The sequence below is a fragment of the Rhodoligotrophos defluvii genome, from assembly GCF_005281615.1.
GTDB classification, from domain to species: Bacteria; Pseudomonadota; Alphaproteobacteria; order Rhizobiales; family Im1; genus Rhodoligotrophos; species Rhodoligotrophos defluvii.
The window spans coordinates 255,180-282,004 of the sequence record NZ_SZZM01000002.1 but is presented as its reverse complement, the minus strand read 5'-3'; the positions used below and the strand labels follow the sequence as shown (position 1 = coordinate 282,004).

General features: G+C 63.1%; 25 protein-coding genes. 12 read left to right on the top strand and 13 right to left on the bottom strand.

What is annotated here, in order from left to right; all coding sequences use genetic code 11:
- Positions 1–4: 4 nt before the first annotated feature.
- The 3 genes from E4P09_RS10455 to E4P09_RS10445 are packed head-to-tail and all read right to left on the bottom strand — an operon-like array spanning position 5 to position 4,382.
- Entirely contained in the window at positions 5–1,609 is a 1,605-nt protein-coding gene (locus tag E4P09_RS10455; protein ID WP_137389552.1) for a GMC family oxidoreductase, read from the bottom strand.
- A 23-nt stretch (positions 1,610–1,632) separates the two neighbouring features.
- Positions 1,633–2,817, bottom strand: coding sequence for a mandelate racemase/muconate lactonizing enzyme family protein (locus E4P09_RS10450; protein ID WP_275406461.1), 1,185 nt, complete (start codon positions 2,815–2,817; stop codon positions 1,633–1,635).
- Positions 2,805–4,382: an ABC transporter substrate-binding protein gene (locus tag E4P09_RS10445; RefSeq protein ID WP_137389550.1), complete on the bottom strand. Its 1,578-nt coding sequence runs from the start codon at positions 4,380–4,382 to the stop codon at positions 2,805–2,807. Before E4P09_RS10445 ends, E4P09_RS10450 begins: the two co-directional genes overlap by 13 nt.
- 123 nt (positions 4,383–4,505) lie before the next feature.
- Between E4P09_RS10445 and E4P09_RS10440 the strand changes: the two genes are divergently transcribed.
- Positions 4,506–5,411: a LysR substrate-binding domain-containing protein gene (locus E4P09_RS10440; protein WP_137389549.1), complete on the top strand. Its 906-nt coding sequence runs from the start codon at positions 4,506–4,508 to the stop codon at positions 5,409–5,411.
- 125 nt (positions 5,412–5,536) lie between these two features.
- Here E4P09_RS10440 and E4P09_RS10435 read toward each other — a convergent pair whose 3' ends face one another.
- The gene (locus E4P09_RS10435; protein ID WP_137389548.1) at positions 5,537–6,544 is read right to left on the bottom strand and encodes a TerC family protein; all 1,008 of its coding nucleotides are present in this window, start codon (positions 6,542–6,544) and stop codon (positions 5,537–5,539) included.
- Between the two features lie 105 nt (positions 6,545–6,649).
- Positions 6,650–6,910 carry a TFIIB-type zinc ribbon-containing protein gene (locus tag E4P09_RS10430; RefSeq protein ID WP_137389547.1) on the bottom strand — a complete coding sequence of 87 codons (261 nt, stop codon included), beginning with the start codon at positions 6,908–6,910 and terminating at the stop codon, positions 6,650–6,652.
- Positions 6,911–7,193: 283 nt separating this feature from the next.
- On the opposite strand from E4P09_RS10430, the gene E4P09_RS10425 reads away from it, so the two are divergent.
- The 10 genes from E4P09_RS10425 to E4P09_RS10380 all read left to right on the top strand — a co-directional run bounded on the left by E4P09_RS10425 (position 7,194) and on the right by E4P09_RS10380 (position 17,161).
- Entirely contained in the window at positions 7,194–7,523 is a 330-nt protein-coding gene (locus tag E4P09_RS10425; RefSeq protein ID WP_137389546.1) for an ArsR/SmtB family transcription factor, read from the top strand.
- The gene (locus E4P09_RS10420; protein WP_137389545.1) at positions 7,520–7,984 is read left to right on the top strand and encodes an SRPBCC family protein; all 465 of its coding nucleotides are present in this window, start codon (positions 7,520–7,522) and stop codon (positions 7,982–7,984) included. The genes E4P09_RS10425 and E4P09_RS10420 overlap by 4 nt, the downstream gene beginning before the upstream one ends.
- 539 nt (positions 7,985–8,523) lie before the next feature.
- On the top strand, positions 8,524–9,027 hold the full coding sequence (locus tag E4P09_RS10415; RefSeq protein ID WP_170984351.1) for a TRAP transporter small permease subunit: 504 nt from the start codon (positions 8,524–8,526) through the stop codon (positions 9,025–9,027).
- A complete protein-coding gene (locus tag E4P09_RS10410; protein ID WP_137389543.1) occupies positions 9,024–10,331 on the top strand; it encodes a TRAP transporter large permease in 1,308 nt (435 codons plus the stop codon). The genes E4P09_RS10415 and E4P09_RS10410 overlap by 4 nt, the downstream gene beginning before the upstream one ends.
- Before the next feature lie 34 nt (positions 10,332–10,365).
- Positions 10,366–11,382, top strand: a complete 1,017-nt coding sequence (locus E4P09_RS10405) for a TRAP transporter substrate-binding protein (RefSeq protein WP_137389542.1) — start codon at positions 10,366–10,368, stop codon at positions 11,380–11,382.
- A gap of 250 nt (positions 11,383–11,632) precedes the next feature.
- A complete protein-coding gene (locus E4P09_RS10400; RefSeq protein WP_137389541.1) occupies positions 11,633–12,838 on the top strand; it encodes an alpha-hydroxy acid oxidase in 1,206 nt (401 codons plus the stop codon).
- 29 nt (positions 12,839–12,867) lie between these two features.
- Positions 12,868–14,175 carry an NtaA/DmoA family FMN-dependent monooxygenase gene (locus E4P09_RS10395; RefSeq protein ID WP_137389540.1) on the top strand — a complete coding sequence of 436 codons (1,308 nt, stop codon included), beginning with the start codon at positions 12,868–12,870 and terminating at the stop codon, positions 14,173–14,175.
- 17 nt (positions 14,176–14,192) lie between these two features.
- A complete protein-coding gene (locus E4P09_RS10390) occupies positions 14,193–15,035 on the top strand; it encodes an amidohydrolase family protein (RefSeq protein WP_137389539.1) in 843 nt (280 codons plus the stop codon).
- A 157-nt stretch (positions 15,036–15,192) separates the two neighbouring features.
- Positions 15,193–16,158 carry a LysR family transcriptional regulator gene (locus E4P09_RS10385; RefSeq protein ID WP_170984350.1) on the top strand — a complete coding sequence of 322 codons (966 nt, stop codon included), beginning with the start codon at positions 15,193–15,195 and terminating at the stop codon, positions 16,156–16,158.
- A gap of 31 nt (positions 16,159–16,189) precedes the next feature.
- Complete coding sequence (locus E4P09_RS10380) at positions 16,190–17,161, top strand: flavin reductase (RefSeq protein WP_137389537.1); 972 nt, start codon at positions 16,190–16,192, stop codon at positions 17,159–17,161.
- 52 nt (positions 17,162–17,213) lie between these two features.
- Here E4P09_RS10380 and E4P09_RS10375 read toward each other — a convergent pair whose 3' ends face one another.
- Together E4P09_RS10375 and E4P09_RS10370 are read right to left on the bottom strand one after the other, a co-directional pair.
- On the bottom strand, positions 17,214–17,930 hold the full coding sequence (locus E4P09_RS10375; protein ID WP_137389536.1) for a 4-carboxy-4-hydroxy-2-oxoadipate aldolase/oxaloacetate decarboxylase: 717 nt from the start codon (positions 17,928–17,930) through the stop codon (positions 17,214–17,216).
- Between the two features lie 241 nt (positions 17,931–18,171).
- Positions 18,172–19,590, bottom strand: a complete 1,419-nt coding sequence (locus E4P09_RS10370) for an MFS transporter (RefSeq protein WP_239025124.1) — start codon at positions 19,588–19,590, stop codon at positions 18,172–18,174.
- Positions 19,591–19,689: 99 nt separating this feature from the next.
- On the opposite strand from E4P09_RS10370, the gene E4P09_RS10365 reads away from it, so the two are divergent.
- Positions 19,690–20,115 carry a winged helix-turn-helix transcriptional regulator gene (locus tag E4P09_RS10365; RefSeq protein ID WP_137389535.1) on the top strand — a complete coding sequence of 142 codons (426 nt, stop codon included), beginning with the start codon at positions 19,690–19,692 and terminating at the stop codon, positions 20,113–20,115.
- A 47-nt stretch (positions 20,116–20,162) separates the two neighbouring features.
- On the opposite strand, the gene E4P09_RS10360 is transcribed toward E4P09_RS10365, so the two are convergent.
- The 6 genes from E4P09_RS10360 to E4P09_RS10335 all read right to left on the bottom strand — a co-directional run bounded on the left by E4P09_RS10360 (position 20,163) and on the right by E4P09_RS10335 (position 26,800).
- Positions 20,163–20,999 (bottom strand): CoA-transferase, encoded by an 837-nt coding sequence (locus E4P09_RS10360; protein ID WP_137389534.1) that lies wholly within the window; start codon positions 20,997–20,999, stop codon positions 20,163–20,165.
- Entirely contained in the window at positions 20,996–21,904 is a 909-nt protein-coding gene (locus tag E4P09_RS10355; RefSeq protein ID WP_137389533.1) for a CoA transferase subunit A, read from the bottom strand. The genes E4P09_RS10360 and E4P09_RS10355 overlap by 4 nt, the downstream gene beginning before the upstream one ends.
- A complete protein-coding gene (locus tag E4P09_RS10350) occupies positions 21,901–22,908 on the bottom strand; it encodes an ABC transporter permease (RefSeq protein WP_170984349.1) in 1,008 nt (335 codons plus the stop codon). The genes E4P09_RS10355 and E4P09_RS10350 overlap by 4 nt, the downstream gene beginning before the upstream one ends.
- Positions 22,909–22,968: 60 nt before the next feature.
- Positions 22,969–23,943: a sugar ABC transporter substrate-binding protein gene (locus E4P09_RS10345; protein WP_170984348.1), complete on the bottom strand. Its 975-nt coding sequence runs from the start codon at positions 23,941–23,943 to the stop codon at positions 22,969–22,971.
- Between the two features lie 182 nt (positions 23,944–24,125).
- Complete coding sequence (locus tag E4P09_RS10340; RefSeq protein ID WP_137389530.1) at positions 24,126–25,319, bottom strand: CaiB/BaiF CoA transferase family protein; 1,194 nt, start codon at positions 25,317–25,319, stop codon at positions 24,126–24,128.
- Positions 25,320–25,321: 2 nt separating this feature from the next.
- Entirely contained in the window at positions 25,322–26,800 is a 1,479-nt protein-coding gene (locus E4P09_RS10335; RefSeq protein ID WP_137389529.1) for a xylulokinase, read from the bottom strand.
- Positions 26,801–26,825: the final 25 nt, after the last annotated feature.

Here is a 26,825-nt window from a genome sequence, read left to right as displayed (position 1 = left end):
CGATTTATTCGCCCAGCAGCAGCGCCGCCGCCCTGTCGGCCAGCATGAGTGTTGGTGCATTGGTGTTTCCAGAGGTGACATTCGGGAAGACCGAGGCATCGATGACCCGAAGCCGATCGATCCCGTAGACGCGCAGCCGATTGTCAACGACCGATGTGGCCGGATCCGGGCCCATGCGGCAGGTGCCGCAGGCATGAAAGACACTTCCGCAGCGTTGCTTGAAATCCTCGATCATGTCGTCATCCGACATGTCCAGGATCGAGGGTGGAATCGGCTCGGCAATGAGCCGCGCCATGGCCTCGGTGGCGACCATTCGCTTCATGAACCGGCCGCCGGCGAGGATGTCCGCGATGTCCGCCGCATCGGTCAGAGAGTTGGGCATGATGCGCGGCGGCACCATGGGGTCAGGCGAGCCAATCTCGATCCGCCCACGGCTCTTCGGCCGGCAAGGCTGATAGGAGAGGATGAAGCCGGAGAACGGGTCGGGGTTCATGAGCGGCCGCTTGTTGGCGGGCGCGGTGCGGTAGGTGATCGGGTTGAAATAGAGCTGGAGATCGGGGCGCGTGGCCTCGGCGTTTGATCGCACGAAACCGCCGCAGTGGTTGACGCTGGTGCTGAGCGGCCCGCTGCGCGTTGCGATGTAGCGCAGGCCTGAGATGATCTTGCCCCGCCAGGGATACAGGATGTCGTTGAGGGTTGGTTCGCGTGCCTTGAAGAAGAAGTCTATGGCGAGATGGTCCTGGAGATTGGCGCCGACCGCCTCGCGGTGGGCGACCACCGGAATGCCATGAGCTTGCAGTAGCGCGCCGGGACCTATCCCTGAGAGCTGGAGGATCTGTGGCGAGTTGACCGCGCCCGCGCTCACGATCACCCCGCGCCGAGCCATCGCCTGCAAGGTCCGGCCGCCACGAAGATATTCCACCCCCCTTGCCTGTCCGCTCTCGATGAGAATGCGCTTAACAAGCACTCGGGTGACGAGCTCGCACCGGCCACGGGCAAGGGCAGGCCTCAGAAAGGCATCAGCGGCCGACCATCTGAAGCCGTTGCGGGTGGTGATCTGGTAGAAGCCCACCCCTTCAGGATGAGGACCGTTGAAGTCATCGGTAACGGGCAGGCTCATCTCGCGGGCTGCAGCGAAGAAGTGGCGGCTTGCGGGATGGATCTCGCGACTCACATCGGTGACGTGAACGGGCCCGGACCCCTGACGTGAGCGGCCCCTGCAGCGCGTCTCCAGCCGCTCGAAATGGGGCGCGACATCGCTCCAGCCCCAGCCGGGGTTGCCCGCATCGCGCCAATCGTCGAAATCGGGCGGCAGGCCGCGGCAATAGATGAGCGCGTTGATCGAGCTCGACCCTCCGACCACCTTGCCGCGCGGCCAGTAGGCGCTTCGGCCGCCAAGCATGGGATCGGGTTCGGCGCGATAGCACCAGGCGACCCGCGTGTCGTAGAAGGTCCTTCCATAGCCGATCGGGACCTTGATCCAGAACCGCCTGTCCGAGCCGCCGGCTTCGAGCACCAGAACGCTGTTGCGGCCCGACGCAGTGAGCCGGTCCGCGAGCACACATCCGGCGGAGCCGGCACCAACGATGATATAGTCGAATTCGAGCATCGCGCAGGGCGGCGCCTCCGTCCTTAGAGCGCTAGCGTGCTGGCTTGGTACTGCGCCCGGTCGAGCCATGCCGGCGAGATCTCGACGCCCCAGCCGGGTTCATCGGGAATCTTGACCCTGCCGTCCACCACGTCATAAGGCGATTTGCGGAACAGGCTCTCCTGCCAGGGATAGTAGTCGTAGCCTTCTATCGAGAATTCGAGATAGGGACCCGCATTGTCGATCGCGCCCAGCAGGTGCATTGTGAAGAGCGTCACCATCGACAGGTTCGCACAGTGCGGGGTGCAAACGAGACCTGCCTCCGAAGCGAGCCTTGCGACCGCAAGGGTCCGGCTGATCCCGCCCATGTAGCAGACATCAGGCTGCACAACGTCAACCGCGCGCATGCCGATCATTTGCCGCCAGATCGGCATCAGCGAATCCTGTTCTCCGCCGGTGACATTCAGCGTCAGCGCGTCGGTGACCTCCTTGGTCTCGCCGAGTTCCCAGTAGGGGCACGGTTCCTCGAAATGCTCGATGCCGTGGTCTTCGAGAAGCCGCCCGACAGCGATGGCCTTTGCCGGGGAATAGGCGCCATTTGCATCGGCAAGGAGGGTCATCTGGTCTCGCAGCCTCTGCCGCAGCAATGGGACGATCGCCTCTGTTCGCCCCGGCCATTCGTCCTCGTCCTTGCCGCATTCCCGGCCGACGCGGAACTTGAACGCATCGAAGCCATAACGGTCGCGCAGTGCGGCGAAGCGATCGGCCTCGGCCTCGGGCGTAATGTCCCGGCGCATGCTCGAGGCATAGGTGCGCAGGGCGCGTGGCTCGCCCCCAAGCAGGCGACAGACGCTCTTACCCTCCAGCTTGCCGCGGAGGTCCCAGAGGGCCGTGTCAAGGCCGCTCAAAGCGCGGAAGATGTAGGAGCCGGGGAATTTGTGCTCCTTCCTCAGCACGTGATCCACCACGCCATCGATGTCGAGGGCATCCCATCCCAAGGCATGGGGAGCGATCTGCCGGTGGAAGATCGTGGCGGTGATGTCCGCATTGTAGGGAGATAGCTGCCCCCAGCCTTCGACGCCGCTGCTGGACGTGACGCGCACGAATCCGACGAACGCGTTGGTGAAGGTTTCAAGCTTGGCAATTTTCATTGGACAGTTCGGCCATGGGACATGTGCAAGCGCACAGCCCCAGGAGAGAGGGGAGATCTCAGTCTCTAAGCAAACCACCAGCGCTCGGCAGCGCGCAGACCGTCGAGATCCCAGTTGCTCGCGAGCTTCTCGTGGCCGACCGTCTTCGAGAGCGCGCCCGTGTAGTTCGCGAAGAGCGGGATAATCGCGCCGCCGTCATCGCGAAGGATGCGCTGCATCTCGGAATACATCTGGGCCCGCTTGCCATCGTCGAGTTCGGCGCGCGCGGCAACGAGCAGCTGATTGAACCGATCGTTGTTCCAGGCGGTATCGTTCCAAGGCGCGCCCGCGGCGTAGCCCACCGTGAAGGCCCAATCGGCGGTGGGCTTGCCGCCCCAATAGGAAGCGCAGAACGGCTTCTTCATCCACACATTGTCCCAGTAGCCGTCGTTCGGCTCGCGGACCACATTGATATCGATGCCTGCCTTGGCCGCCTGCTCCTTGAACAGCACCGCGGCATCGACCGCCCCGGCAAAGGCCGCATCCGAGGCATGGAGATCGACCGACAGCCGGTCGTGGCCTGCCTTCTTGAGATGATGCCGTGCCTGGTCGGGGTCATAAGTGCGCTGCGGTATGCTCGGATCGAAGTATCTGTAGCCGGGGGTGAGCGGCTGATCGTTGGCAACCGCGCCATAGCCTCGCAGTAGCGTCGAAAGGAGCTTCTCCCGATCCATTGCAAGCTTGAGCGCAAGGCGCACGTTCACGTCGCTGAAAGGCGCAGCTTGCGTGTTCATGGGGAAGGAATAGTGCTGACCACCATTGACGGAATAGATCTCGATCTTCTGGTTGCGTTCGAGAAAATGCACAGTCTTAAGGTCGATCCGATTCATCGCGTGGATCGCCCCGGTGGTGAGCGCATTGGTGCGGGCGGTCACGTCGGGAATGGCGAGGAACTCGACGGCATCGAACCAGGCCCGATCGCTCTTCCAATAATTCGGGTTGCGCTTGACGGTGGTCACCACCCCCGGCTCGAAGCGCTCGAGCACGTACCCGCCGCAGCCAGCGCCAGAGCGCGCATCGACTTTGCCGTCGACCGCCGGCATGATCGCGAGATGGTAATCCGAAACGAGATAGGGAAAGTCGGCATTGCCGCCGGTGAGCGTGAACACCACCGTATGGGGGTCTTCCGCGCGAAGATCGGCGACCGGCTCCAAGATCGGCTTTGCCGCCGATTGCGAGCCGGAGCCCCGGTGGTGGTTGATCGAGGCCACAACGTCATCCGCCGTCACGTCCTTGCCGTTGTGGAAAGTGATGCCGCGGCGCAGCCTGAACCGCCAGGTCTTGGCATCCGGCGTTGCCTCCCAGCTTTCGGCCACCTCGCCGCGCAGGTCGCCGTCATTGGCCACCTCGGTCAGGCAATTGTGCAGCGCACCGCCGACCGACTGCATGTAATTATCGGCATAAGTGCCGGGGTCGAGCGAGTCCGTGGTCGAACCGGACCCGATCCCCAGCTTGAAGGCACCGCCCCTCTTCGGCGCGGCTGCCCTGACGGGGCCCGCGCCCAGTGCGGTGACAGAGCCGGCAACGCCCAAAGCCGCCGCTCCCTTCATCAGATCGCGCCTCGTGAGCGCCGTCACGCTTTCCGAATGCCGCTTCACCTTCATTGAACCCTCCAGCCAGGTTCCAGCTCAGCATTGCCTTGGCGGGGAAGATTGCAATGGAGTTGCCCCTTGCCGAAGCAAAAGATTATGGATGTAAGGCATCGTTTCATTTGAAGGTGGCACTGGATGTCGTACCGGCTACCCCATCTCCAATGGCTGCGCGCCTTCGAGGCTGCCGCTCGCCACGAAAGCTTCTCTGCCGCGGCGAGAGAGCTCAATCTGACCCCCGCGGCGGTGAGCCATCAGACCCGGTGCTTGGAGCAGCATCTAGGGCATGCGCTGTTCGAGCGGCTTGCCCGCGGCGTGCGCCTCAGCGACATGGGCAAGGCTTATCTCCCATCGGTGCGCAAGGCCTTTGACGAGCTTTCCGTATCGACGGTCGGCATTTTCGGCGCGAAGCTCGGCGCGACGGTCTCGGTGCGTGCGCCCGTGTCGTTCGCGGCGCTGCGGCTCGCCCCGTGTCTCCGCGCCTTCGCAGCGGCTTATCCCGGCATCCATGTGCGCCTTCAGACGGCGATCTGGGCAGATGCGCTCAGTATGGAGGACGTTGATCTCGACATTCGCTTCGGTGATGGGCGTTGGGCAGATGCCGATGCGATTTCGCTGGGCCCGGAGGGGTCAATCCTGGTCTGCACGCGGCGCTTTGCCGAAGAGTGCTCGTTCGACATTGCTCAGATGGCGAGCCGCGGGGTCATCCAGATCATGGGTTGCGAAGACCGTTGGGCAAGCCTCATCGGCAAGGCTGGCGATGCAACGCTACGCAGCGTGGAGGTGGCGAGCGTCGACAATTCCCTCGTAGGACTCGAGCTGGCGAGCACCGGCCTCGGCTGTCTTCTCGTTCTGCGGACGCTCGCTAGCCCATATCTTCAGGCCAGCCGGCTCATCGAGCCGATCCCTGCGCTCGAGGTCGAGCACGACCAGTCCCATTACATCCTGATGAACGCGGAAAGCCGCCGCCATCCGGAGGCGCATCTCCTGCGCGAGTGGCTCATGACCAATTTGGCCGTTCGAAGGGCGGCGGCGGACGAGTGAAGGGATCATCGACAAGCGCACTCGTGCGAAATGCCGGGCTCGCATCACAGGTCTCATCGAGCATTGGACGCCAGCGGGGGCAGAAACGCCAGGAAAGCCTGGCCGCTTCACAACGCATGCACCGGCTACTCCGTCCTGGTGGGCTGCTCGCCAGTGTCCCGCGCCGGGCTGCCGGGCACCCACCCCGTGGGCAGCGCCTGCGGCTCAGGGGCCATGCCGCGGGTGCGCATGAGCGACAGGACGATCGAGCCGCCGATGAGCACCACCGTGGTGAAAAGGGCAAGCTCCGTGGGCACGAACTTGCCGCCGTAGAAGTAGTTGGCAATCATCTTAAAGCCGATCACCACAAGGACGAGTGACAGGGCGTATTTGAGGTAGACGAAGCGCGGCACGATTCCGGCCAGCGCGAAGTAGAGGGCGCGCAATCCCAGGATGGCGAAAACGTTCGAGGTGTAGACGATGAAGGGGTCGGTGGTGATCGCGATGATGGCAGGAATGGAATCGACGGCGAAGACCAGATCCGTGAACTCGATCATCATGAGAACCAGGAACAGCGGCGTGGCATAGAGCAAGCCGTTCTGTCGCACGAAGAAATGCTTGCCGTGAAAGGTCTCCGTCAGACGGAACCGCCGCCGCACCGCTCTCAGCACGATGTTGTTGTCGAGGTCCGGTTTCTGATCGGCCACGATCAGCATCTTGATACCGGTCACGATGAGGAAGGCGCCGAACACGAGCGCCATCCAGGCGAACTGGTGAATCAGTTGCACGCCGGCGAAAATGAGCACGCCGCGCATAAAGAGTGCGCCAAGAATGCCCCAGAAGAGCACTCGGTGCTGGTACTGCGCCGGCACAGAGAAATAGGTGAAGATCAGAACAATGACGAAGACGTTGTCGACGCTGAGCGACTTCTCGATGAAATAGCCGGTCAGGAAATCGACACCGTCCTGCGCTCCCCTCAGCCAGAATATGCCCGCGCCGAACAGCAGGGCAAGGACGACGTAGAAAAGGCTCAGCCACAGGGCCTCGCCGACTTTGATTTCGCGTTCCTTGCGGCGGAGCACGCCGAGGTCGAAGGCCAAGAGCGCCAGAACGAAGAGGTTGAACCCAATCCAGAGCCAGATGCTTGATTCCATGGATTCGCTTCCGCTGAACCGCCTTTACCAGGAGGATGAGGAGGGAATTGGTGACGGATGAAGAAAGGCCGGCCCTCCGAGGGCCGGCCTTGACCAGATGACCGGTCAGAAATCGAAAAGTTCGCCAAGCAGCGACTTGCGCTTCTTGTGGTGAGGCCGATCGTACCCAGCCTCGCGGTATTGAGGCCGCGCCTCCTGCCGGTAGGTCGTTTCCTTGGGCGGCGCGTCGGCCAGGCTGGACCGTTCTATCAGCTTGTCCAGCTCCCCGCGGTCAAGCCACACGCCGCGGCATTTGGGGCAGTAGTCGATCTCGATCCCCTGCCGCTCCGTCATCGTCAGCTCTGTCTGGTCGATCGGGCATTTCATTTCGTTCTCCATGCTCTGGCCGTGCCGCGGCCGATTGGGCTGCGGCTGGACGCCTTTACCTGGAGGACGACGGGGCTTCGAAAGGGTCGGCCAACAAGCCAGGTGCGCTTACCGCAGCTAACTCGAAATCCGACATCGCAGTGCCTGCGGCACTGCCAGAGGGGCCCGGACCTCGCAGATCTGGGAGTGCATCGCGTGGTTTTCAAGCTCGTCAGGCAGGGAATCTCTGCTGCCTTTTTCAATTAGTGTTGACTAATTGATTAGTGAATGCTATTTGATTGGCATGACCGAAGCCACTCCCATCAACGCCGTTATGCGCGCGCTTGCTGATCCTACCCGGCGGGCCGTGTTCGAGCGGATCGTCAGGTCCGACGAGATCACCGTCGTCGAACTAACGCGGGGGAGCGGCGTGACGCAGGGCGCCATCTCTCAACACCTCAAGGCACTGAAACAGGCCGGTCTGGTCGCCGAGCGCCCCGAAGGCCGAAAAGTCTACTACCGCGCGCAGCCGGAAGGCCTCGAGCCGCTGGTCGACTGGATGAGCCATTACGGCGTGTTCTGGCGCGAGCGCTTTGCAAATCTCAGAACATTGCTGAAGGAGATCGACCCATGAAGGACGCCGCATTGAAGCCCCACACGCAAGACATCGTAGTCGACGAGGTTTTCCCGCATACACCGGAGACGATCTGGAAAACGCTGACGACGCCCAGTCTGATGGGGCGCTGGCTGATGATGCCGGCCGGCTTCGAGCCCGTGGAAGGCAAACATTTCACCTATCAGACCACGCCGGCCGGCGCGTGGGACGGCACCATTCACTGCCAGGTGCTGGAGGTGAAGCCGCACGAACGGTTTGCCTATGCCTGGAAAGGTGGGCATGAGGGAAACGTCGGATACGGCTCCCGGCTGGACACCGTCGTCACGTTCATCCTTTCCAAGGTCGAAAACGGCACGCGCCTCCGCCTTGTCCATTCCGGGTTCGTCCTGCCGAAGAACGATACGGCCTTCAAGAACATGAGCGAGGGCTGGAAGAAGGTTGTCCGGAACATCGGCGCCATAATCGGCCAGCAGGACTAACGTGGCGGAGATCGCCGTCGCCGACGCAGCACTTTCCAAGACACCACGGCGACGAACGGGGCGTCGTGCCGGTGGCGCGGAACCCTCGCGGGTTCAGCCCATCGGCTTTGCGACGAGCGGGCCTGCTCATCGCAGGGCAGGGCCAATTACCACCTGCCATTCTGCGGGTATCCCCGGCTGATCCATCAGAAATCGAAATAAAACGCATCACAATAAACCGCATTCGGCATGCGGAAGGGGCATGCTATCAAAACCGCACCCTTGTTGGAGGACCCTACAGAAGGTCCGTGGGTAATCGCTCGCCGGGTCAAGGTTTTTCAGGCCGCTGATTGGTTTCAGGGCGCCCCGCTGTGCTATCGGGTACCCGAATGCCTGTCTCGGCCGAGACAGACTTCGCGACCAGGGCCTGCAGAAGCGAGGGAGACGGGGTGGGAGACGCGATAAGAGAAGAAGCAAGATGCCAGGGACGGAACCGATCGAAGCTGGTGCGAGGACTGGACAGAGTTGACGGGCTGATCGGCAAGGCAGAGGACGCTGCGATGGTGCTCTCGGCTCTGTCGATTGCCGCGATCACCATCATCGTTTGCACGGAAGTGCTGCTTCGGTCCGTGTTCAGTGTATCGACGCTGATTGCGACGGAGTTCCCCGGCTATCTCCTGGTCGCAAACGTCTTCCTCGGATTGGCCTGGACCTTCCGCAATGGCGGCTTCATCAGGGTCGAGCTGGTCTACATGAATTTCGGACCGCGGCTTGCCGCATTCGCGGATTTCACCATGGCGGCCGTCGGGACCGCGGTCCTGATCATCTATACCTACTATCTCTGCTGGTTCGTGTTGCAGAGCCATGCGACGCACGTGACCTCGATCTATGTGACGCGGACGCCTTTGTGGATCCCGCAGCTGGTGATGCCCGCCGGCTTGGTCCTCTTGACCCTATCCATGCTGATGGCCGCAGTGCGGGCGGCGGTGCGGCTCTTCTCGACCGGCAAGGAAGCGAGGGAGCAGCAGGGAAACGCCATGCCGGAGGTTGACAGCTGGCTATGACGTGGGTTGCGTTTTCGATCTTCAGCGTCACGACGCTTGTCCTGCTTCTCGCGGCGGGCACCTGGATTGCGATCGCGCTGATCACGACCGGCCTGTCGGGCCTTTATCTGACAGGTGGTCTGCGCCCCCTGATGGCGCTCGGCAGCATCAGCTGGAACTCGATCAACAGCTTCACGCTCAGCCCTGTCCCCTTGTTCATCGTCATGGGCGCGATCATCCTGCGTTGCGGGATCGCGGAGCGGTTCTATCAGGGCCTCGCCATTTGGCTGCGGGTCCTTCCCGGAGGGCTCCTCCAGTCGAACATCATCGCCTGCAGCGTTTTCGCGGCGGCCTGCGGCTCGAGCGTTGCGACGGCCGGGACAATCGGCACCGTGACAATCCCGCAGCTGCAGCGGCGCGGCTATGACAATCGGATGATCTTCGGGTCGCTGGCAGCCGGCGGAACACTCGGCATTCTCATTCCGCCGAGCATCGTGATGATCATCTACTGCTCGATCGTGGATGAGTCCGTGGCCAAGCTGTTCATGGCCGGCGTGATCCCGGGCCTCCTGCTCGCCCTGCTCTTCATGGCCTATATCGGCGTGCGCTGCATCCTGAATCCCAGTCTTGCGCCAGCCAGTACGGAAGACGGGGGCAAGCGGACGCTCCGCTCCCTGTTCGACATCGTGCCGCTGTTCGGGCTGATCATGTTCGTGATGGGCTCGATCTACGCGGGCTGGGCCACAGCGACGGAAGCCGCGGCGATCGGCGTGCTCGTGAGCTTTCTGATCGCTGCCTTGTATGGCGGCCTGACCTGGCCGAACGTCAAGCTTGCCCATATCGAAGCGGTGCGGACCACCTGCATGGTGCTGTTCATCGTGGTCGGTGCGCAGATCTTCTCCTATGGGCTTGCCTATTCGGGCGTGAGCCGGGCATTGACCGAATATGTGCTCTCGCTCGAGCTCTCCAGCTTCGTCCTGTTCCTCGCCATCGCCGTTCTCTATGTCGGGCTGGGGTGCCTCATCGACGGCTCGTCGATGATGCTGCTGACGCTCCCCGTACTTTATCCAATCATCACCGCTGCGGGCTTTGATCTCGTGTGGTTCGGGGTCGCGCTGGTGGTGCTGGTCGAAGTCGGGATGATCACGCCGCCAATCGGTCTCAACCTCTTCGTGCTGCACGGGCTGAGCAATGGGCGGCCGTTCGCGGATGTCGTCAACGGCTCGCTGCCCTACGTCATCATCATGCTGCTGTTCCTGATGCTGCTTTGGCTGGTGCCGGAGATCGCTTTGTGGCTTCCGAGCCAGATGGCCGGGAACGCCTGACGATCTTCACGTTCGCTCAAGGGAGGAAAAATTGATGAACAACTTCCGTTTCACCAGGAGATCGGCGCTGAAGGGCCTCGGCACGGTAGCGCTGCTTGCTGCGGCTGGAGGCCCAAGCTTCGCGAGCCCCCTGAAGTGGGATTTCATCATCATCTATGGGCCCGGCCATCCTTCCACAAACAACTACAAGGCCTTTGCCGACGACGTGCGCACGCGGACCAACGGCGCGCTTGACATCACGGTGCGAACACCAGGCGAGCTGCCCTTCGGCGGAACGGAAGCCCTGACCGTCGTCGGTCAAGGACAGGTGCAGATGTCGCTCGGCTACATGGGCTTCATCGCCGGAACCGCCAAAATCGCCGCGCTACCAGGACTGCCCTTCCTCATCCGCAATGCAGAAGAAGCCAACAAATCGATGGAGGTGCTTCTCCCCTATGTCGAAAAGGCCGTTCAGGCCCACGGGGCATCCATCCTCCTGTGGAACGGACAATATTGGCCGCAGAATCTCTACGGGCGGGGCAAACCCATCGATCGGCTCGACCAGCTGAGCGGCCGCAACGCCCGCGGGTCCACGCCCGAACAGGCCGACATCATCCGCCGCTATGGCGGCGCGCCCGTCACGCTGACCACCGCCGAGGTGCCCGAGGCGATGGAACGTGGCCTGGTTGATGCCCTGTTCACCGGCGCGGCCAATATAACCGGCTCGAAATGGACCGAGTTCCTGGAGTGGGGGTATCTCTGTGATCCGCATACCGGCATCGAATACGTGCTGATCAACAAGCAGGATTATGACGGTTTGCCTGCCGACATTCGCAAGGTGCTCGACGAGACCGTCGCGGACCATCGACCGAAGATGGCCGCGTCGCTCAAGAAGGTGAATGACGAGTCTCAGGCCTTGCTGCGCGAAAAGCTCAAGATCGTCGACGCGACCGAAGAGGACGTGAAGCGGTACGAATCCGAATGGGCCGGGTATTGGGCCGAATGGGCGAGCACTGCAGGTGCTGACGGCGAAGAGGCCCTGAAAAAGGTCCGTGAGGTGCTCGGCAAGTAACGCAGACCTTTCTCCTTCGGCAGTTCTCTCCGGAGGAGCATTATCCGAGTCGATATCGGGATACAGCGTCGGCGCCCAGGCGCCGACGAGGACGATGTTTTTTGCCGTCATCCCAAAGAGTAATCATCGAATATTCCGATTGATATCATCAGAACTTTGTCGATGGTCTCGATGTTCTACTTAAGATAAGTCAGATGGTGGAAAGCTTAATTGGCGGAGAGAGTTCCACGTTACAGTACATGGCGCGAGCATGAACCTAGACAAGGCGGTTAACATCGACGATATGGCTGTCTTGGCCAGGCGGTACTTACCGAGGATCGCCTTCGATTTCATTGACGGCGGTGTCGACGGAGAGGTCGGACTTGCACGCAATCGGGAGGCGCTCGACCGCTACAAGCTGGTTCCGCGGTATCTGATCGACGTTGAAAAGCGCAGCCAGGAGACGACGCTGTTCGGGTACGCGTATTCCGGTCCGTTCGGCATTTGCCCGATGGGCATTGCGGGCTTCTTCCGGCCCGGCGCGGACCTGATGCTGGCCAGAGCGGCCGCGAAATTCAACGTGCCTTACGTGATGTCAAGCGCGAGCTGCGACTCGATCGAAACGGCCATGGGCGAGGCACCGGAAACCACGTGGTTCCAGATCTACGGAACGCGAGATCCGCGGATAACGACGGATCTCATCCGGCGGGCCAAGGCGCTGAATGTGCGCGTTCTGATGCTGACGATCGACACCCCGGTGATGGCCAAGCGCGAACGGAACATGCGCAACGGTTTCCGCCGCCCCATGAAGATGACGCCGTCGGTCATCCTGCAGGGACTGAGCCGCCCCGCCTGGACCTTCCGCTACCTGGCCAAGGGCGGGATCCCGATGATGGAGAACTGGCGTCCATATGCAGCGCAGGGGGCGAGCGCAAACGATGTTGCGGATCTTTATGGCACGGAGACGCCTGCGCCCGCGCAGACCTGGGACGTGCTGAAGCTCGTGCGAAAGGCTTGGCCGGGGCCGCTGGCGGTGAAGGGTGTGCTTCATCCGGACGATGCCCTGACGTGCATGGAAATGGGTGCGGACGGCCTTGTCATTTCCAATCATGGCGGACGCCAGCTCGACAGCGCTCCGGCGTCGATGGACATGCTTCCCATCATAGCGGATGCGGTTGGGCACCGGGTGGAACTGCTCATCGACAGCGGCTTCCGGCGCGGGGCCGACGTGGCGAAGGCACTCTGCCTCGGGGCGAAAGCTGCCCTTTTCGGCCGGCCGGCGATGTTTAGCGTGGCAGCCGCGGGAGAGGCGGGCGCTTGCAAGATGCTCGACATCATCCGCCAGGAGATCAGCTTGGTCATGGGGCAGATGGGCTGGACCGATGTCAGCTGTGCGGGGCCGCACTGCCTTCTGGATCTGGCCAATCCGCCCCCGGTCAGCCCCAAGCCGATCATCCAACACCGCGCGTCCGCCTAATCGCGCTCGAACATACCAGCGGAGCTACCATGACCAACCGCATGCACTTGATTGGCTTTTACATGCACAGTCCCATCAACCATAGCGTGTTGAGCTGGGCCGATCCCGAGGACGAGCGGTTGGAGGGCCTCGGGTCATTCGAGCATTGGAAGCGGCTAGCGCGCACCCTCGAACGCGGATGCTTCGATGCTGCGTTCCTGGCGGACACGCCGGGCGGGTTCGACAGGTACAAGGAGAGCTTCGACGACTATGTACGGTATGGCGTCTGCTGGCCTTGCCACGATCCGATGGCACTGGCGGGGGTCATGCTGGCCGAGACCCAACATTTGGGGCTGGCCATCACGCTATCGACATCGGGAACGCACCCCTACACGGCGGTGCGCCGGCTATCCACTCTCGACTATCTGAGCGGCGGCCGGGTTGGCTGGAACATCGTGTCGGGCCACCTTCGCGGAGAGCACCGGGCATTGGGCCTCGCCCAGATGGAGCACGACCAACGCTATGATCAAGCTGACGAGTTCATGGAGATCTGCCATGCGCTCTGGAACGGCATCAAGCCGGGCGCCATCTTGGCGGACCGAGCGCGGGGCATCTATGCCGATCCCGAGCGCGTCGATGTCATCGACTTCGAAGGTACGTACTACGCCTGCAGGGCGGTACCGCCGGTGCTTCCCTCCGCGCAGGGCCGGCCTGTTCTGTTCCAGGCTGGCTCGTCCGGTCGCGGCCAGCAATTCGCCTTGAAGCACGCGGATGTCATCTTCTCCATCCAGCCCCGCGGAAGCGAGATGGCGCGCTTCGTGACAAAGCTCAACGACGCCGCCCAATCCGCTGGCCTCGCGGAGGTGCCGAAGGTGGTGTTCGGCATTCAGTGCGTGCTCGGCGGAACGGAAGCGGAGGCCAGACGCAAGCAGGCGGACATGAGCGCGCGCATACCGCTCGATGCCGCCCTGAGTCGCATGTCGGGCACGCTCGGCATCGACTTCAGCAAGCTGGATCTGGACCAGCCCCTTATCGCCAACGAAACGCAGGCCTCGCGTGGCATGCTCCAGGCGCTCGCGAATCTCACCGGCGATGGAAACGCGACGGTGCGGGATGCAGCGCGCGTGTTCGGTGCCTCGACGGGAATGCTGCAACTCGTCGGAACGCCGGAGCAGGTGGCCGATCAGCTCGAGACCCTCTGGCGCGAGAGCGGCTGCCACGGCTTCAACGTGACACCGACGACGAGCCTGAAAAGCGTCGAGGACTTCGTCGATCAGGTGGTGCCACGGCTGCAGGCGAAGGACGTCTTCCGCCGGGAATACGAGGGAGCGACGCTGCGAGACAACCTGATCCACTAGCCAAGGATTTGCCACCAATGTCCGAACGCGTTTTCCGGAAGCCAGCCCTCAAGGCCCCGCCTGGCGCCTGCGACACGCATATGCACTTCTACAATGATGCCTATGCCCCGTCGCCAAAGGCATGGCTGTTTCCGCCGAACTTCACGATCGAGGATTACCGACCAGTCCAGCAGCGGCTTGGCCTGCAGCGCATGGTGGTGGTGCAGCCCGTGACCTACGGTTTCGACAACAGCTGCATTTTGGACGCTGTTCAACAGATCGGCGATGACGCGCGGGCGGTGGTCACCGTGCCGGTTTCGATCTCCGACAATGAGCTCGAAGAGCTCTGGCGCCGCGGTGCGAGGGGCGTCCGGTTCCATCAGATGCGTGGCGGGATGATGGAGTGGTCGGAACTGCCCATGATGGCAGACCGTCTGAAAGGCACGGGCTGGCATGTCCAAGTGCAGCTCGACGGGCTCGAGCTGCCCCACTACGAGGCGCTCATCGCGGGGCTTCCGGGCACCGTGGTGATCGACCATATGGGCCGCTATTCGCAAGCGATCGCGCCCGAACACGAGGCGTTCCAGTCGCTGCTGCGCCTGGCCCGGCGAGAGAATGTCTACGTCAAGATTTCCGGCGTCTATCACATCTCGAAGACCGGCGGTCCCGGCTACGACGATGTAGCACCCTTGGGCAAGGCACTGGTTGAGGCGGGGCATGACCGGCTTCTCTGGGCCTCAGATTGGCCGCATCCGACCGAGACCGCGGAGACCATGCCAGACGACGCCGATCTTCTGGACCTGCTGCTCGCCTGGGTGCCGGACGAGGCTGCGAGAAGGGCCATTCTCGTGGACAATCCTGCGCGGCTCTACGGATTCTGAGGAGCCGCAGGGGATGACTGTCGGCCTCAGCTCGTTCCTCCGTTCCGGAATCATCGTCCGAACTGATGGGATGCGCGCGCTTCCTCCTAGATTTTTTCGGAGATGGGTTTATCACAGGGCTGACCGGCGTTTACGGAGGCCCAGGATGCTCAATCGGATGACGCTCGACCAACTCCAGATCCTGCTTGTGGTGGCCGAGCTCGGCAGTTTCTCGGCGGCGGCGCGCAAGCTCAACCGCGTGCAATCGGCTGTGAGCCAGTCGATCCAGTCGCTGGAGGATGCGCTTCAGTTGCAGTTGTTCGATCGGTCGCACAAGCTGCCGCGCTTGACCGACGCGGGGCGGGCGATCCTGGCCGATGCCAAGCGTACGCTCAGCAGTGCTGATGCCCTGCGGGCGCGGGCCAACAGTATCGCCACCGTGGCGGAGCCGGAGATCACCCTGGCGATCGAGCAGGTGTTTCCGAACGCGGTGCTGATCGAATCCCTGAACGAATTTCGCAGCCGCTACCCGCTCGTCTCGGTGACGCTGTTTGCGGAAGGCCTGGGCGCGCCCGAACAGTCGCTGCTCGATGGCAATGCGCGGCTCGCCATCTACTCGCCCGCGTTCGACGGCATGCCCGGCATTCAGCTGCAGTTCATGGGTGACGTTCCGATCTCGGTCGTCGCATCGGCGGATCATCCGCTGGCCCGTGTCCAAGGACTCATCAGCCAAGCGGAATTGGACGAGCACGTCCAGCTGACCCTGACGGACCGGACGAAGCGCTACCGTGGCGTCGTCATGGGATCGCGAACGTGGAGCTTTGTCGACCAGATCAACCGTCTCGACTTCGTGCTGCGAGGCTTCGGCTGGTGCACCATGCCGACCCATCTCGCTTGGCCTCATATCGAGGCGGGCAGGCTGGTCGAGCTGCAACTCGCCATCCATCAGGGCCGGCCGCTCATGTTCCCGCTCTATGCTGCCCACAAGGTGGATCAGCCTCCGGGATTGGCGGCGCAATGGCTCCTCCAGGATCTGCAGGAGCGATTCACGAAGTGGCTCGATACCTATCCGCGCCGCCAGGGTCCCGCCATTCAAATCAGGATCACGGTGGCCAGGAATGCATCCGCCGACCATAGAGCCTGACGGATGAGGCCCGCTACTTTGGAGATGTGCCATGACGAGGACTCCGGTGGAAGGCGGTCATCCGCGCGAAGAGGGAGCAGGCTTCCGTCGCGCTCTGGGAGAATTCGCCACGGGCGTGACGGTGATCACGACGACGGTCGGAGGCGTCGCCTACGGTCTGACGTCGAATTCGTTCGCATCGGTCTCTCTTGATCCGCCTCTCGTCCTGTGGTCGATCAGGCGGGAAAGCCAGAGCTTCGCAGCCTTCGAATCCTGCAGTCATTTCGCCGTGAACGTCTTGGCGCATGACCAGATCGCGGTTTCGCAGCGTTTTGCGCGATCGGGGCCGGACAAGTTCGCGGAGATGGCGGTTTCGGCCGGCGCAGGCGGCGCGCCCTTGCTGAGGGACGTGGTGGCCTCGTTCGAGTGCAAGCGGGTTCAGACCTACGAGGGGGGCGACCATCTCATATTGCTGGGCGAGGTCGAGAAATTCCGCCGCTACGACCGGCCGCCGCTGATCTTCGCCAAGGGGCGCTATGCGGTCATGGCCGACCATCCGGAGATCGCGGGCTTGGCCGCTGAGGACGGCTCGCGCCGCGGAAAGAGTGGCGGTGAGGTTCTTTCGAACCTTCTGATCCGCGCCTACAGCACCATCGCTGCAGAACTGGAAAGGCGGAGGCGGGAGTCGGGCCTCGGCCTAAGCTTGATGCAAGCCCGGCTCCTACGCGCGGTCTCGACCAATCGCGACAGCACGCTCGAGGCGCTTTTGCCGGAGCTTTTTCTCGACTTCAATGCGAGCTCCAATGTGCTGGGATCGCTTGTGGCACTTGGCCTGGTGACTGTGGACGACGAGAGCAAGGTCAGCCTGACCGAGAAGGGAGAGAGGTGCGTCGAGCAGATCGTGCGTCACGCGCGGGCCAATGAAGCGATGCTGCTTCAGGATATCACAGAGGACGAGCTGGCCATGATGACGTCCGTTCTCAACCGTATCGTCGCCCGTCGCAATCAGCGGACCGCTGCATAGGCCGCCTCCGGATCTTGGGCGCCATGGGAACGCCCAGTCGGCGCCAGCACGATCAGGATCCGGTCTCGTCGCGCCAAGTTGCATCCACCACCTGCACGCCCGCCGCGTCGAGATTGTTTTGCATCTGCAGGATCTCGAAAAGGGACGCGCCGGTCTTCAGTTGGGCGCGGATCGCCACTTCGCTCTCGGCACGGCTTCTTGCCTTCTCGACCGTTTCCGCCGCGAGACGGATCGGGATCGAAAGGACGCCGTCGTCGTCGGCGACGATGATATCGCCCGGCTCGATCCGAACGCCATCGCAAACGACCGGTATGTTGACCGCGCCAGGTCCCCGCTTCTCCGGATGGGCGGGGGAAATGATGGTCGACCACACTTTGCAGCCCATCTCGCGAAGCGCGCCGGTGTCGCGCACCGGGCCGTCGGCAACAACGCCCGCAATGCCCTTTTCCGTGGCGAATGTTCCGGCCACATCGCCCCAGAGGGCGCCCTGCGGAACGCCGCCGTTCACGAGGACGAGCATGTCGCCCCGCCGAGCGATGTTCAGAGCGGCATGGATCATCAGATTGTCGCCTGGATAGTTGTAGGACGTGATCGCCTGGCCGACCGCACGCTGCCCCGGCGCGATAGGCCGCATGCGCGGGCTCATCAGGCGGATCCTGCCCTCAATTGCGCCCAACGCCTCATGAAGGTCGGCGACCGAATAATCGGCGATTGCGCTGAGAAGCGATTGCGGGCAGCGCTCGATCTGCGTGTAGACGACTGACCTCATGGGCTATCCCTCGACTCCGAAGACTGGTGAACTGTACTGCTTGCAAATCTGAAAGCGGCAAAAGCATCGAACAAGATGTGGCGGTGAGGCTGGCACAGAGCCGTCGCTAGTTGAATAAGGGATTTTCTGATTGGCTCCATCGCCGAAGATGATGAAAGGACGTCTTTGCGATCAGCCGCTGCTGGTGGCGCGTCCGGGCGGACCGCCCGGCGATCGTTAGTCGCCGTCAAGCTGCATTGGGCTATCTCGCATTTGTCGGAGCTTTCGAGGTCGTCCACATCACGAAGGCAGCAACTGCCGCTGCGGCGACAGGCACAAGCAGCGCGATGCGTAAGGCCTCAAGGCGCGCTTCAGAGCCGCTGCCGCCACCGAGACCGAGGACGGCAAGCGCGCCGACCGCCGAAAGCCCGAGCCCGGCTCCGAACTGGAAGGCCGTGTTGACGAGGCTGCTCGCCAGGCCTTGTTCATTCTCGACAACACGGTTGGTGGCCATGATCGTCAGCGGCCCATAGGCGAGAGCAAACGCCAGTCCCAAGATGAGCATGGTTGGAAACATCGCGGCATAGGTCCAATCCAGATCAAGGCGTAGAAACAGGCCATAAGCGACCATGGCGAGGACGAGCCCTGCTATGATCACCCGGACATGGCCGAAGCGGTTCACTAAAACGGGCGTGAGCGTGGGCGCTAGGATTGCGTCGATGCTCACGACGATCATGGCAAGCCCGGTTTGCAGTGGAGTCCACTGCAGCAGCTCCTGCAGATAGAGTGTGATCACGAATTGAAAGCCGAAGAACGATCCGCCGAGGAGCAACATTGCCAAGTTGGCGCGAACGAGCGCCCCCGATTTGAAAATGCCCAGTCGGATCAAAGGCTCGCTTGTGTTCCGTTGGACCACTATGAAGACAATCCACAGAGCGGCGCTCACGGCACATGCTGCAAGTGCCGATAGAAGCGCCTCGGGGTGCTCGAGGCGAGCGATACCAAAGGCGGCGGAAAGCATAGCTGCCGTCATCACTGTTGCGCCCAAGAGATCGAACTTGCGATGCGCGGCGGTGCGGTGGTCATCAACGATGAACTTCACAGCGAGCAGAAGTATCAAAGCCGCGATGATGGCGGGCGCGAAGAATACCCAGCGCCAACTGATCGCGGTCAATACACCGCCGACAACCAAGCCTAGGGAGTAGCCCGCCGATGCTGCACCGGCATAGATAAGCACCGCCTTGTTGCGCCGCGGTCCCTCTGGAAAATTGGTGGTGATCAGCGACAGACCGGCGGGGGTCATGAAAGCGGCTGCGAGGCCGGTGATGAAACGGGCTGCCAGCAGCATCCAGCCTTCGGTGGCCAGCCCTCCCAGTCCGGAAAGAGCGAGGAACACACCGAGCGCAGCGAGGAAAACGCGGCGCCGGCCGTAGAGATCGCAAATGCGTCCGCCGAGGAGCATGAAGCCGGCGTAGCCGATCACGTAGGAACTGACCACGGCGCTCAGCGTCGTCGTGGAGAGAGCGAGATCTGCCCGAATGTGCGGCAATGCTACGTTGAGCATCGCAATGTCGAGCCCCTCTAGAAAAATCGCCCCGCATAAGATGAGGAGGGCGCCCTTCTCTCGGAGGCTCATGTTTACGGGATCGGGTACCGACGATCGCGACACTGTGGATGTCATGCGGGGCTCTCCGATGGGGTTGCCTGTCGAGCTCAGGGAATTTTTTATTACCGAGTTCCCTCTTGTAACCTCGTCAGCCATACGGCAGAGTGCCCAGCCATGAAAGAAGGCACTTTCGAATTACCAGGTAACTGCAGACTCACCTCCAGCTATGACGTCCTTCAGTGGGACGTTCGCGAGGGCTGCGAAGTGCGGCAGATCCTCGATAGGATCGCCGACAAATGGTCATTGCTGGTGATCGCGCTGCTCGATCAGCGCACTCTGAGATTCGCCGAGTTGCGGCGCAGTATCGACGGCATCAGCAAGCGCATGTTGACGACGACATTGCGCCAACTTGAACGGGACGGGATTGTGGAAAGGACGGTCTACCCCACGGTGCCCCCTAAGGTGGAATATAATCTCACACCTCTCGGCGCCTCGTTGCACCAAACCGTGCAGGCGCTCGTCGTATGGACAGAAACCAATCAGGTGAAGATTGCTGAAGCCCGCGAACGCTACGAAGCAAGACAGCGCGAAGGTGAGTAGCGTCGCGCAATCATCCCTTTCCCACAGCGCAGAATGCGCCGGTTGTCTCAGCCCACCTGCCCGTGCTCGTGGACGGGCATGAGCACGCGGCGGGGGTCGACCTCGCGGCGCAGGAGCTCCAGCTCCTCGTCGGAGGGCACGTCTGTCTCCGGCACCGATGAGAGGTCGCCGAGGTCGAAGCCTGTCGCGTCCTGCAGTGCCTCAGCGGTCACGCCGCGGTGGATCGAGCGCACCTTCATGCGCCCGGCCTCGCGGTCAAAATCGAAAATGCATTTCGGCGTCACCACCATGCAGGGACCGCCCCAGTCCAGGCCGAGCTCGGCGCGCCCCTCGAGGCCGCCGGGATAGCCGACACCCGAGACGTAATCGACCTTCTCGACGAAGTTGCGCCGGTCATGGTGGGGCATCATCACATATTCGCGCCGGAACAGGGTCATGTGCTCGGGCTGGAGAATGGGGCCGACCAGGCGCACATGGGGCCGCTCGTACGGGCCGATGCAGACGCTGTTGATGTTTCCCACGCGATCGACCTGCACCGCGCTGCTGAAGCCGAAGCTGACATCGCCGCGCTTCAGCACGAATTGCCCGGGATAGTCGACCATCTGTGCTTCGCAGGTGAGGTCGCGGAGCATGGCGCTGTGCTCTGAATCGGGCAGGCGGTCGATCTCGCTGAAATCGGGGTTGTGGTAGCAGCCTGCGAGCAGGATGGTCAGGTTCGGCGCATGCATGCGCTTGGCGAGCTCCATCGCGGCCAGTGGAATGCCGGTGCCGAACAGGGCCGCCGCGGCGCCGGTGAGCAGACCGGTGAAGCCGACTTCACCATCGGCGAAGCTGCGGGCGAGGGTGACGGCGATGGTTTCGTGGAGGCTTGCGGGTGCGGTCATGCGAGGCTCCCCAGATCGTGCAGCCGGGACAGTCGCGCGGACCCGAGCCGGTCGAGATAGGCGAAGTGGTCGGCGGGTTCACGCACCCAGCTATCGAGATAGGTGTTGAACGCGCTGTCGGAGGCGGAGGCTGCGACATAGGTGTCGAGGTGCTCGTCATCCGCGAGATATCGCCCCAGGGTCGGCGTCGGATGCGATCCCCAGGGGACCTCGACGACGGCGCTGACCCGATAGGAGGGCACGTCGACGAAACGGGCATGCCGCTTGATGAAAGCGCGGGGCACGATCTTCTCGGCCGTGACGATGACGTGGTCGCAGGAACGCGCCATCAGCACATCGCCGCTCTGCGGCAGGAGCCGTCGGGCGGGGATCACCACATTGCCTTGTTCGTCGGCGGCGATAGCGTGAATGACGACGATCTCCGCCTTGGCGGCGGGGAGCGCGTGCAGGCGGCGGCCTGTGATCGGGCAGGGGAACTCCTTTATCTCGCTGTTATAGGTGACGACGTCGTTACCGCCTAGGAACTTGGCGGGCCAGAAATCGAAGCCCTCCTGATTGGCACGGAAGCGATCCCAGCAGGCCATTTCAGGATAATCGACGACCTTGAGGCGGCCCGCTTCCACGGCGCGCCGATAGTTTCGGGCGAGGCCGTGCTTCTCCAGGCCGACATAGGAGGTTTCGACCTTGCTCAGGCATCCGGCCCCGGCCAGCATGTCGACGTCGAAGGAATGAGCGGAGCCGATGATGGTGAGATCGCGCCGCCCCTGCCGGACCAATTCGCGCACGAAGGCCATGGGTTTCTGGTAGACGGCAAAGCCACCGAGGGCGAGGCGGCAGCCGTCGGGCACCCGCTGCGCCGCCTCGGCGAGGCTGATCAGCTTTGAGGCGAGTGGGACTTTGCTCATATCACTCCATCCGCTCGTGAACGCTGACGGCGGAGCATGCTCCACCAGACCGCAAGGATGATGACGAGGCCTTGGGCGATGAGAAAGACGATGGGGTCGATGCCGGCCAGCACCATGCCATTGCGCAGAACCGCCACGAACATGACGCCCAGCACGGTGCCGATGAGGCGCCCGTAGCCACCGCTCAGGCTGGTGCCACCGACGATGACGGCCGCAATCACGTCGAGTTCCACATGCTCGCCCACGGTGGCGCTGCCGGAGTTCAGCCGGGAGACCAGCATGATCCCACCGATGGCGGCGAGAACCTGGACGATGACGAAGACGGCGATGCGGATCGCGCGGACCGGGACGCCGTAGCGGGCCGCGGTCACTGGGTTGCCACCCACGGCATAGATGTGCCGGCCGAAGCGCAGCTGGGTGAGCACGAGCCATCCAATGGCGATCGTGATCGCCATCAGCGCGACAGGCATGGGGATGCCCAAAACCGTGCCATACCACAAGCTGTCGAAGGCCGGCGGCATCGGCCCGATCGTCAGCCCATCACTGATGTAGAAGGCGATGCCGCGCAGCGCCGAGAGCAGGCCGAGGGTCGTGATAAAGGAGGGAATGGCCCATATCACCCGAAGCGAGCCGATGAAGGCGCCGATCAGCACGGCAATGCCCACCGCCAGCGCGCTCGCCGTGATGGGCGACCAGCCCAGCTTGATCACCAGCAGGGACATGACCGTGCCGGCGAGCCCCACGGTCGCGCCGACCGAGAGGTCGATCTCGCCGGCGATGATAACCATGGTCATGCCCACGGCGATGATCGCCACCACCGAGGTCTGGGTGAGCAGCGTCGAGAAGTTCGCCAGCGAGAGGAAATTCGGCGCGGTGACAGAGAAGTAGACGATCAGCGCCACCAGCGCGATGCCGACGCCGATCTCGGCGCGCCAGGAGGCGAGGATCGTGCTCAGCCGTGCGGAGCGTAGGGCTTCGCGCGGCCGGGCGAGCGTGCTGTTCATGGACATGGTCCCTCGCAGCGGGAAAGGCCAGAGGGCTGCTGGGCAACCCCCGGCCGGAACTCATTGAGACAGCGACCGGACGAGTTCGAGATATTCCTTGACCGCCTGCGGCTCGGTCTTGGTGTAGAGCTTGACTGGGACATTCACATGGCGGGGCTGGGCTTCGCCACGCTTGGCCTTCACCGCCGTTTCCACCGTGAGATAGCCCACCTTGTAAGGCTGCTGGTCTGACACCGCCTCAACGTTGCTGTCGGGATCGAGCAGCATATGGGCCAGGTCCTGGCTCATATCGATGCCGTAGAGCTTCGTCTTCGTATTGGCACGGCGGGCAGCGGCCGCGGCACCGGCGAGCGATCCGGCATTGGATGCCCAGATCGCGGTGGTGTCGGGCTTGCGGCGCAGAATATTCTCGAGCCCGTCGGCACCATCCTCGGGGGTGGCCGCGGTCACCTCGGCCACCAGCTCGTATTTCAGCCCGTCGAGCGCGGACAGGAAGCCCATGCGGCGGGGCTGCATATTGGCGTTGATCGGCGGGAGTGTGATCATGCCGATGGAGGGTTCTCCCTCGACGGTCTCGAGATAGCGGCGCAATTCCTTGCCGACCGATGCGGCGAGCTCGCGGCTGTCCACGCCGATGGTGTGGCTTGCGATGGAGGCATCCTCGAGCTTGGTATCATACTCGATGACCATGATGCCGCGGTCCTTGGCCCGGCGGGCAGAGGCGACGGAGCCCTGCTTATCCAAGGGCGGCATGATCAGCACGTCCACGCCGCGGGTGATGAAATCCTCGACCACCTGGCTCTCGGTCGGCAGCTTACGCTGATTGAGACCGAACTGGATGGTCGCGCCATATTTTTCGGCAGCATCGCGCATGCCGCGTTCGATCTGCTGCCAGAACTGCGAGTCGCGCGCGTAGATGATCGCGCCGATGGTGAGCTTGTCCTGAGCCTGCGCTGGAGTGGACGGACCGATCGCGAGGGCCGTGACGGCAGCCAGCGCCAGCATGGGCCGCTTGAGCCAATGATTAGAGAACATTCTTTCCCTCCTGGTGGCCGAACCGAATAGCGCGACTCGGCATTCGGGCATCTCGCGTGCCCTTGACGAGAAACGATTTCCGAAAACGTTTCTGCATGCCAATTGAGCAGGCAATGAGCCAAAGGTCAACCGCGAAGAGGATGATCCCATGCGGAAGATGTGCTTGCCGAGGCGTGCAAGGCTCATCCGAGCACCCTGCGGGCCATCAGATCGTCGCAGCGCTCATTCGACCAGCCGAGCCATTCCGCCGCCACCTCCCGCGTGTGTTCACCGACCAGCGGTGCCGCGCGCCGCACCGCACCGGGCGTGTCGCCCAGTATCACGGTCACGCCGTGAGTGGGATAGATGCCGGCGCGAGGGTGCTCCATCGACAAGATCTGCCCCCGCGCCTTGAGCTGCGGGTTTTCCACAACATCGACCATGGTGGCGACCTTCGCACAGGGGATGCCGGCGCGGTCCATGGCCTCGACCACGGCATCGGCGGTGTGCCGTGCAACCCAGGCCTGAACCTCGGCCTCTATGGCATCGGCATTCTCGACGCGGGTTTTCGCCGTGGCAAAGCGAGGATCCTGCAACAGGTCCTCACGGCCCATGGCGTTGGCCAGCCGGCGGAACAGCGGATCGGTGCCGGAGGCGATGTGCACCCAGGCGCCATCCGCGCCTTGGAACGTGTTCACCGGGGCGGTGTAGCGGTCGCGATTGCCCTGCCGCCGCATGGTCTTGCCGAGCACGACCTGTTCGGGGATCGCCGTCATCAGGAGGCTTGCGGCGCTTTCGAGGAGGGTTGCCTCGACAAGCTGTCCTCTGCCGGTCTGCTCGCGCGCGGCAAGGGCGGTAAGGACACCAATTGTGCCATAGAGCGCGGTCACGTAGTCGACCACGAAGGTGCCTGCCATTGTTGGCGGCCCATCGGGATCGCCGGTGATGTCCATCATGCCGCTCATCGCCTGGGCGATCACATCGAAGCAGGGGCGCTGGGCGAGCGGGCCCGTCTGTCCGAAACCGGAGATGCGCACCATGATGAGGCGCGGGTTGAGCACGCTCAGCGTCTCCCAGCCGCATCCCATCTGCTCCATGGTGCCGGGGCGGAAATTCTCGATGAGCACGTCGGCCTTGCCGGCCAGCTCACGCAACACGGCCTGGGCTTCGGGATTGCGGAAATCGAGCGCAAAACTGCGCTTGTTGCGATTATAGGTCATGAAATACACGCTCTCGCCGCCCAGCTTCGGCTCGTTGGCGCGCGTGTCCTCGCCCGTGTCGATCCGCTCCACCTTGACCACGTCGGCGCCGTGATCGCCGAGCTGCATGGCGCAGAACGGACCGGCGATGAAGCGCGAGACATCGAGCACCTTCAATCCCTGCAACGCGCTGGACATCGTCACAATTCTCCTGGCTCCGGTTCAGGACGTCGATTGAGCTGGTCTCGGAATGCGCCGTGGCGTCGCTTAACACGGGCGTAAAGGGCGGCGCTTTCGGGGCTGGGCTCGATCCGGTCGCGGATGTGGACCATAGCGCCGCTCGCCGCCCTCAGGTCGGTATGAAGGCCGATGCCGACGGCGGCCAGCATCGCGGCCCCGAGCGCCGATGCCTCGACCACCTCGGGCACGATCAGGGGCTTGCCTAGCAATGCCGCGCGGATTTCCAGCCAGAGACGTGACTCGGCACCGCCGCCGACCGCGCGGATGTCGCGCACCGGCGTGCCGGCCGCTTCGAGCGCATCGAAGACCTCGGCGACCTCCACGGCCACACCCTCGAGTGCTGCGCGGAAGACATGCCCGCGCCCGTGCTCGAAGCTCAGCTGGGTCATGCCGCCCCGCTCCTCCATCTTCCAGCGCGGCGTGCGCGAGCCGCCGAGAATGGGTGAGAAGATCAGCCCTTCGCTGCCGGCCGGAACGGTGGAGGCCTCTGCCGTCAGTGTGTCGAGGTCGGCGTTCAACACGGCGGCGAGCCAGGCTATGGCGCCTCCGGTCGCCGCCATCGGACCACCGATGCTCCAGGCCTGGCCGGAGGGGAAACGGTTCAGCACCAATCGCCGGGCAGCGTCGAAGCATGGCTGGTCGATGCAGGCGAGGACGACATCCGTCGTTCCCATAACGTTTACGGCGATTCCCGGCTCGACCATGCCGCCACCGATTCCGCCCACCGTCCCATCGGGCCCGCCGACAACAACCGGGATTCCCTCGACCAGCCTCAAAATTGAGGCGCTCTTACGGGTCAACGATCCGGCGATTTCGGTTGCGTCATGCACCTCGGGCAAGAGCGTGCTGGAAAGGTCGAGCGCGGCGATGAGCTCCTCATTCCAGCGCCCGCGGCTTACGTCGAACAGCAAAGTGTAGGATGCGCCGCCCGGATCGCATACAGCTTTCCCGCAGAGGCGCATGACCAGCCAATCCTTCACGGAGAGAACCTTATGGGCCCGCGCGAAAACCTCAGGGCGGTGCTCGCGGAACCACATGAGGCGCGGCGCGGTCAGCTCGGGATCGATGCGGCGACCGGTGACCTCGTAGATTGCGTCTCCGCCGAACCGGCTTTCGATGAAGGCCGCTTCTCGCGCGGCCCGCTGGTCCTGCCAGGTTGAGATTGGTGCCAGCGGCGCTCCTTCGACATCCACCAGCATCATGCCGAGCGCGGCGGTCACGGCGACCGCGGCAATACGCTCCGGATTGGCCTCGAGCGCCCTGGTGGCTTCGATGGCCGCGGTCCAGAGGGAGGCCGGGTCGGCTTCCGCAAGCGGGGGCTGATAGGTGACGGCAAAAGGGCGGCTGGCCTGGGCAAGGCACTGGCCCTTCGCGTTGAAAAGCGCTGCCCTGATGCGGCTCGTCCCCGCATCGATGGCCAGTATCAGCTCACGTCCCACGGTGCACCCTGCGGGCGTGAACAGC

Excerpts from the sequence above, each read along its gene's own strand:
- E4P09_RS10455 (WP_137389552.1), bottom strand. The coding sequence starts at position 1,609 with ATGCTCGAATTCGACTATATCATCGTTGGTGCCGGCTCCGCCGGATGT.
- E4P09_RS10395 (WP_137389540.1), top strand. The coding sequence starts at position 12,868 with ATGACCAACCGCATGCACTTGATTGGCTTTTACATGCACAGTCCCATC.
- E4P09_RS10340 (WP_137389530.1), bottom strand. The coding sequence starts at position 25,319 with ATGTCCAGCGCGTTGCAGGGATTGAAGGTGCTCGATGTCTCGCGCTTC.
- E4P09_RS10360 (WP_137389534.1), bottom strand. The coding sequence starts at position 20,999 with ATGACCGCACCCGCAAGCCTCCACGAAACCATCGCCGTCACCCTCGCC.
- E4P09_RS10380 (WP_137389537.1), top strand. The coding sequence starts at position 16,190 with ATGACGAGGACTCCGGTGGAAGGCGGTCATCCGCGCGAAGAGGGAGCA.
- E4P09_RS10400 (WP_137389541.1), top strand. The coding sequence starts at position 11,633 with ATGAACCTAGACAAGGCGGTTAACATCGACGATATGGCTGTCTTGGCC.
- E4P09_RS10405 (WP_137389542.1), top strand. The coding sequence starts at position 10,366 with ATGAACAACTTCCGTTTCACCAGGAGATCGGCGCTGAAGGGCCTCGGC.
- E4P09_RS10440 (WP_137389549.1), top strand. The coding sequence starts at position 4,506 with ATGTCGTACCGGCTACCCCATCTCCAATGGCTGCGCGCCTTCGAGGCT.
- E4P09_RS10430 (WP_137389547.1), bottom strand. The coding sequence starts at position 6,910 with ATGAAATGCCCGATCGACCAGACAGAGCTGACGATGACGGAGCGGCAG.
- E4P09_RS10410 (WP_137389543.1), top strand. The coding sequence starts at position 9,024 with ATGACGTGGGTTGCGTTTTCGATCTTCAGCGTCACGACGCTTGTCCTG.
- E4P09_RS10365 (WP_137389535.1), top strand. The coding sequence starts at position 19,690 with ATGAAAGAAGGCACTTTCGAATTACCAGGTAACTGCAGACTCACCTCC.
- E4P09_RS10420 (WP_137389545.1), top strand. The coding sequence starts at position 7,520 with ATGAAGGACGCCGCATTGAAGCCCCACACGCAAGACATCGTAGTCGAC.
- E4P09_RS10370 (WP_239025124.1), bottom strand. The coding sequence starts at position 19,590 with ATGACATCCACAGTGTCGCGATCGTCGGTACCCGATCCCGTAAACATG.
- E4P09_RS10435 (WP_137389548.1), bottom strand. The coding sequence starts at position 6,544 with ATGGAATCAAGCATCTGGCTCTGGATTGGGTTCAACCTCTTCGTTCTG.
- E4P09_RS10415 (WP_170984351.1), top strand. The coding sequence starts at position 8,524 with ATGGTGCTCTCGGCTCTGTCGATTGCCGCGATCACCATCATCGTTTGC.
- E4P09_RS10350 (WP_170984349.1), bottom strand. The coding sequence starts at position 22,908 with ATGAACAGCACGCTCGCCCGGCCGCGCGAAGCCCTACGCTCCGCACGG.
- E4P09_RS10345 (WP_170984348.1), bottom strand. The coding sequence starts at position 23,943 with ATGTTCTCTAATCATTGGCTCAAGCGGCCCATGCTGGCGCTGGCTGCC.
- E4P09_RS10390 (WP_137389539.1), top strand. The coding sequence starts at position 14,193 with ATGTCCGAACGCGTTTTCCGGAAGCCAGCCCTCAAGGCCCCGCCTGGC.
- E4P09_RS10425 (WP_137389546.1), top strand. The coding sequence starts at position 7,194 with ATGACCGAAGCCACTCCCATCAACGCCGTTATGCGCGCGCTTGCTGAT.
- E4P09_RS10375 (WP_137389536.1), bottom strand. The coding sequence starts at position 17,930 with ATGAGGTCAGTCGTCTACACGCAGATCGAGCGCTGCCCGCAATCGCTT.
- E4P09_RS10445 (WP_137389550.1), bottom strand. The coding sequence starts at position 4,382 with ATGAAGGTGAAGCGGCATTCGGAAAGCGTGACGGCGCTCACGAGGCGC.
- E4P09_RS10355 (WP_137389533.1), bottom strand. The coding sequence starts at position 21,904 with ATGAGCAAAGTCCCACTCGCCTCAAAGCTGATCAGCCTCGCCGAGGCG.
- E4P09_RS10385 (WP_170984350.1), top strand. The coding sequence starts at position 15,193 with ATGACGCTCGACCAACTCCAGATCCTGCTTGTGGTGGCCGAGCTCGGC.